At 60.5% G+C, this 12631-nt stretch carries 11 protein-coding genes; 5 read left to right on the top strand and 6 right to left on the bottom strand.

Translation table 11 applies throughout. The features are described from left to right. Positions 1-97: 97 nt before the first annotated feature. Together ACTQ1E_RS06725 and ACTQ1E_RS06720 are read right to left on the bottom strand one after the other, a co-directional pair. A complete protein-coding gene (locus ACTQ1E_RS06725; RefSeq protein ID WP_441565453.1) occupies positions 98-787 on the bottom strand; it encodes a DUF1015 family protein in 690 nt (229 codons plus the stop codon). 39 nt (positions 788-826) lie between these two features. Beyond that, positions 827-2047, bottom strand: coding sequence for a M20 family metallopeptidase (locus ACTQ1E_RS06720; RefSeq protein ID WP_441565451.1), 1221 nt, complete (start codon positions 2045-2047; stop codon positions 827-829). A gap of 397 nt (positions 2048-2444) precedes the next feature. Between ACTQ1E_RS06720 and ACTQ1E_RS06715 the strand changes: the two genes are divergently transcribed. Beyond that, complete coding sequence (locus tag ACTQ1E_RS06715; RefSeq protein WP_441565449.1) at positions 2445-3251, top strand: hypothetical protein; 807 nt, start codon at positions 2445-2447, stop codon at positions 3249-3251. Between the two features lie 348 nt (positions 3252-3599). Here the strand turns inward: ACTQ1E_RS06715 and ACTQ1E_RS06710 are convergent, their stop codons facing one another. The 4 genes from ACTQ1E_RS06710 to ACTQ1E_RS06695 form a co-directional block, all read right to left on the bottom strand. Then, complete coding sequence (locus ACTQ1E_RS06710) at positions 3600-4763, bottom strand: phosphoglycerate dehydrogenase (protein WP_441565447.1); 1164 nt, start codon at positions 4761-4763, stop codon at positions 3600-3602. Positions 4764-4832: 69 nt separating this feature from the next. After that, on the bottom strand, positions 4833-5957 hold the full coding sequence (gene serC, locus ACTQ1E_RS06705; protein ID WP_441565445.1) for a 3-phosphoserine/phosphohydroxythreonine transaminase: 1125 nt from the start codon (positions 5955-5957) through the stop codon (positions 4833-4835). A gap of 126 nt (positions 5958-6083) precedes the next feature. After that, positions 6084-6434, bottom strand: a complete 351-nt coding sequence (locus ACTQ1E_RS06700) for a type II toxin-antitoxin system RelE/ParE family toxin (protein ID WP_441041988.1) — start codon at positions 6432-6434, stop codon at positions 6084-6086. Continuing rightward, positions 6421-6723 carry a type II toxin-antitoxin system Phd/YefM family antitoxin gene (locus tag ACTQ1E_RS06695; RefSeq protein ID WP_441565443.1) on the bottom strand — a complete coding sequence of 101 codons (303 nt, stop codon included), beginning with the start codon at positions 6721-6723 and terminating at the stop codon, positions 6421-6423. The genes ACTQ1E_RS06700 and ACTQ1E_RS06695 overlap by 14 nt, the downstream gene beginning before the upstream one ends. Positions 6724-7053: 330 nt before the next feature. On the opposite strand from ACTQ1E_RS06695, the gene ACTQ1E_RS06690 reads away from it, so the two are divergent. From ACTQ1E_RS06690 to ACTQ1E_RS06675, 4 genes are all read left to right on the top strand, one after another. Beyond that, positions 7054-7725, top strand: coding sequence for a DUF1819 family protein (locus tag ACTQ1E_RS06690; protein WP_441565441.1), 672 nt, complete (start codon positions 7054-7056; stop codon positions 7723-7725). 2 nt (positions 7726-7727) lie between these two features. Then, positions 7728-8351, top strand: coding sequence for a DUF1788 domain-containing protein (locus ACTQ1E_RS06685; RefSeq protein ID WP_441063043.1), 624 nt, complete (start codon positions 7728-7730; stop codon positions 8349-8351). Positions 8352-8360: 9 nt separating this feature from the next. Continuing rightward, on the top strand, positions 8361-12020 hold the full coding sequence (gene brxC, locus ACTQ1E_RS06680) for a BREX system P-loop protein BrxC (protein WP_441565439.1): 3660 nt from the start codon (positions 8361-8363) through the stop codon (positions 12018-12020). A gap of 30 nt (positions 12021-12050) precedes the next feature. Beyond that, a partial coding sequence (locus ACTQ1E_RS06675) for a hypothetical protein (protein WP_441565437.1) occupies positions 12051-12631 on the top strand: 581 nt, incomplete at its 3' end.

The following is a 12631-nucleotide window of genomic DNA, read 5'->3' as shown; positions in this document are numbered from 1 at the left end:
AATTGCTCGATGCGAAGGGGGCGGGGATGCATGCGCATGCAACCCCGCCCCTTGCTTGTTGAGCCGCCGAGTCTTTGTGCTGGGCGTTTAGGCCCCGTTAGAACCGTGAGATCTGGTGAGTGAGCAGACCCGTCGGAACCTGCGGCGCGCCGCCGCTGACCTGCGCGGCGGGGAACAGCACGGCCACGGTAAAGTTGAACGGCTCTTTGCCCGTGTAGGTGCCGGCTGCGCGGGCCTCATCGGCCAGCAACTGCGACGCCCCGGTCAGAGCGGCGGCGTAGGCGGGGTCATCGGCCGGCGCCGGCTCCGGTGCCTGATCGAGCATGGCTCGGATGGCGGCAACAGCGTCCTCGCGCTTGACTTCCCATACGCGATGCGTAATGCCGGCGGGGTCGGTGACGGCATAGAGCGACGCGCCCTCTTTGGCGGCGCCAAGGATGATATCCATGACGGGCGAGGCTTCGTAGGCGACCGACACGGGGCGCGGCTGCACCTTGAGCTCGGCGATCGCGCGCGCGGCGGCGAGTGCGTCGACGCGCGCGGCGGCGGCCTCGTCGCTACCCGTCAGCACGCCGACCGGGCAAATTGCCACAACGCCCGTCACGCGCCCTGGCTCTCCGGAGCATTCGTACACGTAATACGCCGCACCCGGATCCTTGAGCATGAGCCCATCGGCAATCGCACCGCGCAGGGTGTCGTTGCCGCTCAGGATGTCGCCCATCTGCGGCAGCGCCTCGAGCGCACGGTCCTGAGCCGGGCGGATGCAGGGAAACGGAAGAGCTTTCATGGACAGTCCTAACGCGCGAGTCGGTTTGTTTGCGGCTTATTATGCCCCAACTTGGCTATTCGCGCCCCAGAGCGTGTTGTCGGCGAGCGCGATCAGCACCCGCTGGCAGCGAACGATATCGGCGTGGGGCACATATTCGTTGGGCTTATGGGCGAGCGCGAGCGAGCCTGGGCCATAGCTCATGCAGTTGCGGTTACCCGTCTTGCCGGCAATGACGGCAGTGTCGGTGTAGCCGGTAAAGAAGCCGACGGTCGTGTCCGCACCTGTCACGTCATCGGCGGCACGCTTGAGCGCGGCTAGAAGGGGAGAGACCGGATCGCGCTCGATGGCGGGGCGGTCGCCTGTCACGGTATAGCTTCCATGGCAACCGGGGATTGCGGCTTCGGCGTCGGCGATGGCCTGCTCTACCATGCGCGTCGCGGCGGCCGTATCGGTCGGCGGCGTCAGGCGCATATCGACCCAGACCTTGGCGCGGTCGGGCACGACATAGGGGCGGTAGCCGCCCTCGATCTGTCCAAACGTGATGGTCGAAGCCCCCAGCTCCTCATGCACGGGCAGCGCCGCGAACGCATGGCGCAGCGCACAGACGGCCTCGGCCATGGCGGCGACGGCATCCGCTCCCTTCCAGGGCTGGCTCGCATGCGCCGTGACGCCGGTCATCTCGATCTCGAACCACGTGCGACCCTTGTGCGCCACCTGAATCTGTCCGTCGGTGGGCTCGGTGTCCAGCACCCATTCGCGCGAGCCGACCCAGCCGGCATCGATGGCCGCCTCGGAGCCGCGCATAAAGTCCTCTTCGTCAACCGAGCAAATAAGCGAGAAGCCGCGGTGGGGCAGCTCGCCCTCTGCCGCCACGCGCTCGAGTGCGTGGACAAGTGCGGTAATGGCGCAAGCCAGGCCGCCCTTCATGTCGCAGGCGCCGCGGCCATAGAGTTTGTCGTTGCGCACGGTCGCCCCGAGTGGCGGCGTGTCCGCGTTCCAGCCATCTCCTAGGGTGACGGTATCCATATGGCAGATGTAGACGAGTCGCGCCTCGTCGCTCACACCCGGCACGGTGACCATAAGGTTGCGGCGCCCGGGGAGTACTTCGAGCTCTGCAACCTGCACGGCATCGAGTGCAGGACTATCAAGCTGCGCCAGCTGCTGTTCAATGAGCCTCTTAATGAAGTGTTCGATCTCTCCTTCGTAGGCGCCCGGGTCCGAGCTATCAATCTTCACGAGCTCCTGCGTAAGCCGCCAGGCAAAGTTCTCATCAACCATATGTGACCTCACAATCAGTTTGCTTCCAAAACCGATTGTAAGCCACCTGGAGGATTCGCGACGTGTGCGTAGCAGTATTAACCGTTCACAGGCCGAGCCATCGCGTTTGGCGTCTGGGCAGGCTCACAAACGGCGCAGTGGGTACGTAGCCTTTATGGATGACATGCTGTGCGACATATCTGCCTTTCGGTATCACCGGATACCTCCGCAGGTCTTGGCAATAATGCCGGACCTGCCCGATTCTGCGGACGATCCGCGCAGGGAGCATCTTTGTGAGCATCCGCTTGTCAAGTATTTCCTGGGCACTCCGTTACACGTGTTGGCGCAGGGCCTCTGCGGGCGTAAGGGCGGTCGAATTGTCAGGCATGTTTGGAACGGGGAGAGGCCGTTTGGCTCCGTGCGGCAGACAGAGTTTGGCCTTGATGTTTCGTCCCCGCTCTTTACCCTGCTGACCCTGGCTTCCTCGGTCTCAAATGAGCGCCTGATCATGTGCATGTATGAGATGTGCGGCACCTTTGCCGTGTGCAAGATTGCGCCTCAGGTAAAGTCGGCACTTGAGCAGGCGTATGGGAGCCGGTGGGGTGACGCACGGTCGGGCTGGGAAAACGTAAAGGATGTCTCGGGGAATCCAACGGATTTGTGGAAACGACCGCCCTTGATTGAGCTCTCAGAACTAACCGAGTACGTTGATAAGATCCAGGGGCTCCGCGGTGCTAAATCGTTCACGCGTGCCGCGAAATGCATTACGGGGGTTGTGGCATCGCCGCTCGAGGTCCAGGCTTCGATGCTGTTTGGCCTTACGAGGTTGCGCGGCGGCGAAGGGCTGCGCCTTACCAATAACGTCGAGATTCGCATGACGCGCAGCGCCCGCCTGATTTCGGGGCTTGATAGGCGCTACGCCGATATCCTGCTGTCAAATAAGGACGGCAGCAGAGAGTGCCTGGTTGAATGCCAAGGCAAAGCCATTCACGGATCCATAGAATCCAAGATCTCGGACTCCGATCGAACGACGGCCCTTCAAGCGATGGGATATCCTGTCGTTCTGATGACCTATGGTCAGCTGGTCGACTCCGATGCCTTCCGCGTGGTGATGGAACTCATCATGTCCTATCTCGATGTGCCGTTGAAAGACAAGACGCCGCGGCAGCAGGAGCTCGAACGGCGGCTTCGTGAGGAGATTTTTATCGATTGGGCGGGAATGTAGCCGTGCGGGTGGAAAACGGTCGCGTGAGCTAGGGTTTGGTTACGAAAAGGCTTCAGTGGGTCTTTGAAATAGGCTTTAAAAACGCTACCCAGAACAAGTTATTTCGGAAAATGGACAGTCAACTTAAATTTGGCATATAGAGATCGATTTTTACCTACTAAAACCACTGATAAAGGTGTTTATCAAAGCAGGTGCGCTCAGTGATTTAGGCATGACTGTCGATTATCCGAAAAAACTTATTCTGGGTAGCATTTTCAAAACCGGCCGGAGCAACGAAATCGGCCCCCGTTTCGCGAAAACGGGGGCCGAATGAGCTTCATTGCCTGTCTGGCAGGCTTGGCGCCGGCGCTACTTGATCACGCGCACGCGATACATCGAAGGAATCTGCTTGAGCGCCTCGATGGTGCTGCTGTCCAGGTGCTCGTCGGTGTCGAACATGGTGTAGGCGTTCTCGCCGGCAGACTCGTTGGTCATACGCTGCACGTTGGCGTTGTCCTTGGCCAGGATCGCCGTGATCTGGCCGATCATGTTGGGCACGTTGGCATGCAGGCAGGCAATGCGGCTTGCGGCGCGCGCCTTGCCCATGCTGCAGGCGGGGTAGTTGACGCTGTGCGCGATGTTGCCGTTCTCCAGGTAGTCCTTGAGCTCGCTGATGGCCATATCGGCGCAGTTGGCCTCGGCCTCGCCGGTGCCGGCGCCCGAGTGCGTGGTGATAAACGTATTGGGCATCTTGACGGTCTTGGGCGTGGCAAAGTCGCAGCTAAACCAGCTCAGCTTGCCCGCGCGCAGGGCTGCGTCGACGGCGTCCTCGTCAATGATGGTCTCGCGCGCGTAGTTGATGAGCACGGCGCCCGGGGCCAGCAGGTCGATCTGCTCGGTACTGATCATGCCGATGGTGTCGGCCTTGCTGGGCACGTGCGCGGTGAGGTAGTCGCAGCCGCGGCAGAGGTCCTCGAGCGTGCCCACGCGCTGCACCTCGCGGCTCAGTACCCATGCGTGCTCGACGGAAATGAACGGATCGTAGCCGTAGACGTCCATGCCCAGGTCGACGCAGGCGTTGGCGACCTTGGAGCCCACGTTGCCCAGACCGATGACGCCGATGCGCTTGCCCTTGAGCTCACGGCCCACAAAGGCCTTCTTGGCCTTCTCGGCATCGACCTGAATCTCGGGGTCGTCGGCGTTGTCGCGCACCCAGTTCATCGACTGCACCACGCCGCGGCTCGAGAGCACCAGCATGCCCAGGACGAGCTCCTTGACGGCGTTGCTGTTGGCGCCGGGGGAGTTAAAGACGACGACGCCCTTCTTGGCGTACTCCTCGATGGGGATGTTGTTGACGCCGGCGCCGCAGCGGGCGATGGCGCGGATGCCCTCGGGCAGCTCGTAGCCGTGCAGGTCGGTGGAGCGCATCAGGATGGCGTCGGCCTCCTCGGCGGTGCCCACAAACTCGTAGCCCTCGCCAAACTCGACCTTGCCGTCTTTGGTAATGTCGTCGATGGTTTTGATCTTGCGCATGAAAAACTCCTTAGCGGGTTTGTTTATAACAAGTGATTTGAAGTGGCTGGTCGGCCCGCGGGTTGCGGGCTAGTTAGATCGCGGACTCAAACTATGCTGCGCTTCGAAGTCCTTCATGTACGAGGCCAGTGCCTGCACATCTTCCATGGTTACGGCGTTGTAGACGCTCGCGCGCATGCCGCCCACCAGGCGATGGCCCTTGACGTTTTGAATCTGGTGCTCGGCCGCGCCTGCGACAAAGGCCGCGTCGAGATCGGCGTCGCCGGTGCGGAAGGTGACGTTGGCGATGGAGCGGCTGCCGGCCTGCGTGGTGCCATGGAACAGCTCGCTGTGCTCGAGCAGGTCATAGAGCAGGTTGGCCTTGGCCCAGTTGCGCTCGGCCATGGCGGCTAGTCCGCCGGCTTGCTCCACCCAGCGGAATACCTTGCCGCACACGTAGATGCCAAAGGTGTTGGGCGTGTTGAGCATGGAGCCCTTGGCGGCTTGGGTCTTAAGGTCCATGTACTGCGGCGTCTGCGCAAAGGCGGGGCCATCGGCGATGAGGTCGTCGCGCACGATAACCACGGTCACGCCCGCGGCACCGGCGTTTTTCTGCGCGCCGGCGTAAATGAGCCCGTAGCGCTCAACGTCGAGCGGCTGCGACAGAAAGCAGCTCGAGACATCGGCGACCAGCGGCACATCGCCGCAAGCGGGCAGCTCGTGGTACATGGTGCCAAAGATGGTGTTGTTCTGGCAGATGTAGACGTAGTCGAGCCCGTCGCCCGCGGCCTCGGCGGCAATGCGCGCGTTGACGTCGGCCATGGTGGGAATGCGGTCGAAATTGGTGTCCTCGGAGCTCGCGAGCAGCACGGCCTCGCCGTACTTGGCGGCCTCCTTGTACGCCTTGTTGGCAAAGTTGCCGGTCACGACGTAGCCGGCGCGGCCGCGGCGCATGAGGTTCATGGGGATGCCCGCAAACTGCAGCGTGGCGCCGCCCTGCAAAAACAGGACACGGTAGTTGTCGGGGATGCTCAGCAGGCGGCGCAGGGTTGTCTCGGCGTCGTCGATGATCTGCTGGTACATGCTAGATCGATGGCTCATCTCGAGCACGGACATGCCGCAACCGCGGTAGTCCATCATCTCGTCGGCGATCTCGGCGAGCACGCTTGTAGGCAGTGCGGCCGGGCCAGCTGAGAAGTTGTGCACACGTGCCATCTTCTAGTTCCCCTCGTAGTCGTTTGAACGTTCGGGATACTTTAGCACAGTGGAGCGCCAGGCGCGACCGCATTACGGTAAAACTCGACTGCGCTGCTATGATTTACAGGATGGTTACATGGGGGGCTACTTGAGTAGTTTGAATCTACTCAAAGGGTTCTTTCGATGGTCCTCGATTGCCAGGATGCTGATGTTTCGCTGCTCAACATCCACGTGGTAGTACACACCGTAGTGCGCGCAAAAGAAGACCCTGCAGTCAATGGGCGGAAAGGCTGCCTGATAGTAGGGGTCGTACTCTTCCCCAAAATAAGGATGCTCGGCTAGAAAGTCGATGAGGTTGCCGATTCTGGCGTAGATTCGCTCCGAAGGAATCTCGGCATAGGCATAGAGTGCCTCGTCAGTCATGACAACATCAAAAGGCTTATCAAGTTCGTCGAGCTCCGAGTAGAACTCGACGTCTGCGTTATCCAATTTCATGGCGAGCCGCCCTGATGCGATCTGCATCTGCCTTGGCCTGTTTCCACGGTCGCACACGACCGTTTACTAAGTCGTCGTAGCCACGCGTGATGGCTCGCTGAATGCGTTCTTCGCGCTCCTGAATGGCGTTTAGTGCGCGCGTCTGCTCGTCATAGGCCTCGGCATCCATGACGACAAGCGATGCCGACCCGTTTTTGGTTAGGTAGACGGGCTCTTTGGTTTGGTGGCAGCTATCTGCTATGGAACCAAAGTTGCGTTGCAGATCTGAAATAGGCTTTACGACAGGCATACGAAACTCCTTACATAGAATCATATGTATAACTCTATGTTGATTATAGCGGAGGATGGAGGGCTAGTGCGAGGGCGGCGCTGTGCCAGTTGCATTTGGCTCCATATTTACCTCAAGGCTTCAGAGGCTTTGTTGCGCAATAAAATTGACTTCGATCCGTTTGCCGCGCAGCCAAAGCGCCTCACCTCTCATTTGTTGCCGTCTGTGGGAGCGTGCCCCTCGTTTATCCTCTCTAGACCTCACGACCCCGTACTTAAACGGTATCATTGGAAGGCATATTTGCATCGCCCCGATACAAATAAAAAGGCCCGAACCCTTGGAGTGTGTCCTGTGGATAACACCGACAAAATATCGCTGGGAGGCGTGCTCACGCGCGAGCAGTTTTTGCTGCCCGAGATGCGCATCGTCGCCGCGTTGCGTCTGGAGGGCGTGAGCGACGACGAGATCATCGCGCGCGTTAAGCACGACAACCTGTTTCAGTATCCCACCGAGCGCATGCTCGCTGATCGCGCCCGCGTGTGCCTGCGCCGCTTTGATGCCGTAGCGCTCGACGAGGCGCAGTGCGCTGCCCGCGGTATCGACAAAGACACCGCCGATCAAGCGGTCACGCGCATCATGGACCTCATCGCCAACGGCATGCCCGACCAGGCGGCCCAAGCCAACCTGTTTGCCATGATGTGCCGCTACACCATGGTCCGCGAGCTCATCCAGGTGGAGATTGGCGAGCGCATGGCCAGCTTCGACTACAACTTTACCGACGTTGACCTTAACGCGTTTGTCACCCGTTTTCAGGTTGAGCACGCCGAGGCCGTCAAATGGTCCGATGCTACGCTAGGACGTATAAAAAGCACCCTGCGCCAGATTCTGCGCAGCGCCGGTTTTAAGGCATCGCAGCGAACCGATACGCTCCAGCCCCTGCTGCTCGACCTCGACGTGGAACAGGCCATCCGCGACTTGGGCGACAGGGATGCCCTGGCCGCACTCACCGGGCAGGTGATGTAGGCATGGCAATAAACCAGCCGCATATTCGCCCGCGCAACCGCGCCGAGCGCATACATGAGGACTTTGACCATCGCCGCGAGGCGCTGCGCGAGCGCCTGCAAGACCAGGATTTCTTGGCCAACAAGGGCATCGGTAACGAGATCGGCTTCTACACGTTTTGCTACGACCCCTCGCTGGAGTTTGAGTGCCGCGCCTACGTGGACGAGCTCATGGCAGATGCCCACGCCGGCAAGCTGCCGTGTAATCTGCAGGTCTTTAACCTGTACGACGTGATGCTCGATATCTGCGAGCAGCGCCGTATTTTGCGTGCGATTCCCCGGCGTGAGGCAAAGGTCGGCTCGGAGGCCCAGATTAAAGAGCTCCAGAAGCCCTGCAGCTCCAAGAGCTTTGCCCAGTACCTCTTGGAGCATACCCAGCCGCATCAGCCCGGCGACGTGATCTTGCTCACGGGTGTGGGCGAGGTCTTTCCGCTACTGCGCGTGCACAACCTGCTCAACGACATGCTTGCCGATTTTGGCACCGTGCCCGTCGTCGTCATGTATCCCGGCAGCTTTGATGGCCGCCAGCTCAAGTTGTTCAACAAAGAGAACGCCAGCAACTACTACCGCGCGTTCGATATTTCTTAGGAGCGACAGATGATTATCCAAGACCTGTTTTCCAAGGACATCAACCGTTCCATCAACGGCGTCGTCAAGGTGCAGGACGCCAGCGACGAATCGGTGCGCCAGGAGCTCGACGAGTACGTGGTGACGCGCGAGCTGCAGGGTCATTTTGCGCACTTCTTCGAGGCGTACGATAAGGCTCTCGATGTTCCTACCGACAATATGGGCGTGTGGATCAGCGGCTTCTTTGGCTCCGGTAAATCGCACTTCCTCAAGATGCTCTCGTATCTGCTGCAAAACGATGAGATTGCCGGCAAGCGCGCCGTCGATTACTTTGATGGCAAGATTTCCGACCCCATCGTGGCCGCTCGGGTTCGTCGTTGCTGCGAGGTTCCCACCGAGGCGATCCTGTTTAACATCGACAGCAAGGGCGGCCAGTGGAAAGAGGGCGACACCTCGCGCACGGCCCTGCTGCGCGCCTTTGAGCGCGTGTTCTTTGAGCACCTGGGCTTTTTTGGCGAGGACCTAAAGCTCGCACGCCTGGAGCAGCATATCGACAGCAAGGGTAAGACGCAGGAGTTCCGCGCTGCCTACGAGCGCATTGGCGGCGGCAACTGGCTCGAGGACCGCGAGAGCTATAGCTACTTTGAGGACGACATCGTCGAGGCCCTGCAAGAGGTCCTGGGCATGAGCGAGCAGGCCGCGCGCCACTGGTTCGACGGTACCGAGGACGACGCCATCGCTGCCGATACCTTTGCCAAGATGGTCAAGCAGTATGCCGACAAGCGCGCCGAGGAGTGCGGCGGCGAGTTCCGTCTGCTGTTCATGGCCGACGAGGTGGGTCAGTTTATTGGCTCCGATGCCGACATGAGCACGAGCCTTATGCTGTCGTTGCAGACGCTCGTCGAGGAGCTGGGCAGCCGCTGCGGTGGTCGCGTGTGGGTCATGGTGACCAGCCAGGAGGCCATCGACGAGGTGGCCATGATCGTGGGCGACGACTTCTCCAAGATTCAGGGTCGCTTTAACACGCGCCTTTCGCTCTCCAGCTCCAGCGTGGACGAGGTTATCCAGCGCCGCGTGCTGCAAAAGAACGATGCCGCCACGGTAAAGCTCCAGCAGGACTACGAGGCCCAGAGCACCGTGCTCAAAAACGTGTTCAGCTTCGATGGCTCGCGCAGCAACCTGATCGGCTACGCCAGCCGCAACGACTTTACGGCTAGTTACCCGTTTGTGAACTATCAGTTTAAGGTGCTGCCCGATGTTATGACCGAGGTGCGCAAGCACGGCGTTAAGGCCAAGCATATGTCCACGGGCGAGCGCTCCATGCTCTCGGCCTTCCAGGAATCGGCCCAGGCCATCCAAGGCCAAGAGGTGGGCGCCCTGGTGCCGTTCTGGCGCTTCTTCGATACTATTGCCAAAGACCTGGAGCATGGCGTGATTCAGGTGGTCACGACTGCCGAGCGCGCGGCCGAGGACGGCCGTGGCCTTAAGGCCGAGGACGTTAAGGTCTTAAAGCTGCTGTATCTGATTCGCTACATCGACTACATCAAGTCCAACGTCGAGAACATCTCCATCCTTATGGTCGACGGCATGGATGTGGACAAGGCCGCCCTTAAGGACCGCGTTAAGGAATCGCTTAACCGCCTGGTGCGCGAGAACTACGTGGCACGTCAGGGCGATACGTACAACTTCCTCACCGACGAGGAGCAGGATATCTCGCGCGCCATCAATGAGACGTCGGTAGATGCCGCCACGATTATTGATAGCATTAAAACGTTGCTTTTTGACGGTATCTATAGAGCTACCAAGCTGCGCGTGGGCGCCAACGATTTCCCCTTCGACCGCTATGTGGACGACTCGGCCTATGGTTTGGTCCAAGGCGGTATGAAGCTTAACGTGGTTACGGTGGCCGACGACCTTTCGCGTGCCGACGATGCTGAGCTCGCCGTTAAGTCGGCCAACATCGCGCTGGTAGTGCTAGCGGACGACGCTGACTACTTCGATGACCTGCAGAATGCGGCCAAGATTTCCAAGTACTGCAGGACCATCAATAGTGAGGCCCTGCCCCCTTCGACCCAGCAGATCATCAAGGCAAAGAGGGGTGAGGAGCGCTTTGTCAAGAATGATGCAGCCAAACTGTTGGAGGAGGCCGTGCTGCATGCCCGTGTGGCCGTGAACGGCTCCATGGTCAATATTCGCGCCACTAAGCCCGCCGATGTGTTTGACCAGGCCCTGTCAAAGCTGACGGATGCTATCTTTACCAAGGCCGACTACATCGCCGACCCCGCCAATACCGATGACGACATTCGCGCTACGCTGCGCGGTGCCAACCAGATGGCGCTCGACGGCCAGAGCTCCCAGAACGCCCGCGCCGAGAAGGAGGTCGCGGACTTCCTTCATGCTCAGACGCGTCTGTCGCTGAATACGACCATGGGTGACCTGCAGCGTAAGTTCCAGGGTGCCCCCTATGGTTGGCGCGAAATCGACATTGCCAACGTGGTGGCGCAGCTGGTGGTTTCACAACGCGCGACCATTACGGTTGCCGGCGCCAATATTGTCCCCTCAGACCTGCGTATGGTTGCCTACCTGCGCAGGGATGCCGACAAGGCACAAGTGCGCGAGCGCGTAAAGATGAGCGACGAACTCATCAAGAAAGTCAACAGGGTGCTGCGCGAGACCTTCGATGCCAAGCGTGATATTTCCAACGAGGACGAGCTTACCGCCACGGTGGTCGATACACTTACGGGCTACAAGAACGAGTGCGTGGAGCTCACGAACAACAACTTTACGGGCTTGGCCCCAGCCTACCCGTACCCGGGCCTAAAGGTGCTGGAGGACGGCATTAAGCTGACCACGCGCCTGCTGGACAACCAAAACGACGCCCAGGCACTGTTCAATGCCTTTGTAAAGGCGCAGGACGATCTGGACGATTGGAAAGAGGACTACGACCAGGTCGTGTTCTTCTTTGAGAGCCAAAAGCCCGTCTTTGATAAGGCTGTTGCGTTTATGGGCCTTATGAAGGACGAGGGCTTCTACATGGACTCTAACGCCCAAGCGGTCGAGGCCAACGGGCGCATTGAGCAGATTCTTAAGAGTCCGCGTCCGTACCGCGAGATCTGCAAGCTCCATGACCTGATGGAGCCGGTCATGGCTGCCCATAAGCAGATGGTCGATACCAAGCGCAAGGAGATGCTGGACGACATTATCGCACAGATGGCCCAGGTACACGAATATGCCCAGAGCCAGGACGGCTATGCCAAACTGGCCGAGCGCACCGTTGAGGACGCGGGCCGTATGGCTAAGTCGTTTGAGAGCCGCGTTCACGCTGCCACCAAGGCGAGCGAGCTTGCCGCGCTTAAGCAGCAGCTGATTGAGTATTGCGATCGCGCATGCGAGAACATCGATAAAGCTATCGATGAGGAGAAGGCCCGCCAGCAGCGTGAGAGCCGATTCGTAGAAGTCACGCCCAACGGTGAGACCGTTACTACGATCAAAGACCCGGGCAACGATGCTTCGGCGACCGTCGAGCCTGCACCCGCTCCTGCTCCCAAGAGGATTAAAAAGCTGCGCCTGGCCGACCTGGGCGAGCGCAAAAAGCTGGAGAGCGAAAGTGACATCGATGCCTACCTTGGTCAGCTACGCGCTCGTCTGCTTGCCGAGTTGCAGGGCAACGACGCCATCCGCCTGAGCTAACCAAGAACCACTGGGGAAGGGGAGACCGCCATGAACGATACCGCCATCAAGAACTACTGCATCTGGGCCCGCAACGAGCTCATCGCCGGCGTCGAGGCCCGCATGAGGCTCTACGGCGTGGCCGAGGGCGCCGAGCCCGCCGGCGCCGCGGCGGTGGGCGGTCGCGCCCTGTCCCCGGAGGAGACCGGGTGGCGCGACGCCCTGCTGCGCGCCGCGGCAGAGGAGGGCTTTGAGCACCTGCGCGACCGCGCCGCCTACACCTGGTTCAACCGCATCGCCGCCGTGCGCTACATGGAGGTCCACGACTTCCTGCCCTCCCGCGTGCGCATGTTCACCCGCCCGGCGGCGGACGGCTCCTGGGAGCTGGGCAGCCAGGCCGCGGACGAGGCGCTCGACGTGGAGATCGAGGGGGCGGACCCGGTGCGCGTCGCCGAGCTCAAGCAGGCCGGCGAGGACGGGCCGCTGTTCCGCTACCTGTTCCTGGCCCAGTGCGCCGAGCTCTCCGGGTGCCTGCCCGGCGTGTTCCAGCCCGTGGACGCCTGCATGGCGCTGCTGCTGCCCGCAAACCTCATGGATGCGGACGGCGTCATCGGCCGCATGGTGGGCGACAT

Origin of the sequence: Collinsella sp. LCP21S3_C7 (assembly GCF_052118485.1) — a bacterium.
Lineage (GTDB): Bacteria > Actinomycetota > Coriobacteriia > Coriobacteriales > Coriobacteriaceae > Collinsella.
This window is presented reverse-complemented; position numbering and strand designations above follow the sequence as displayed.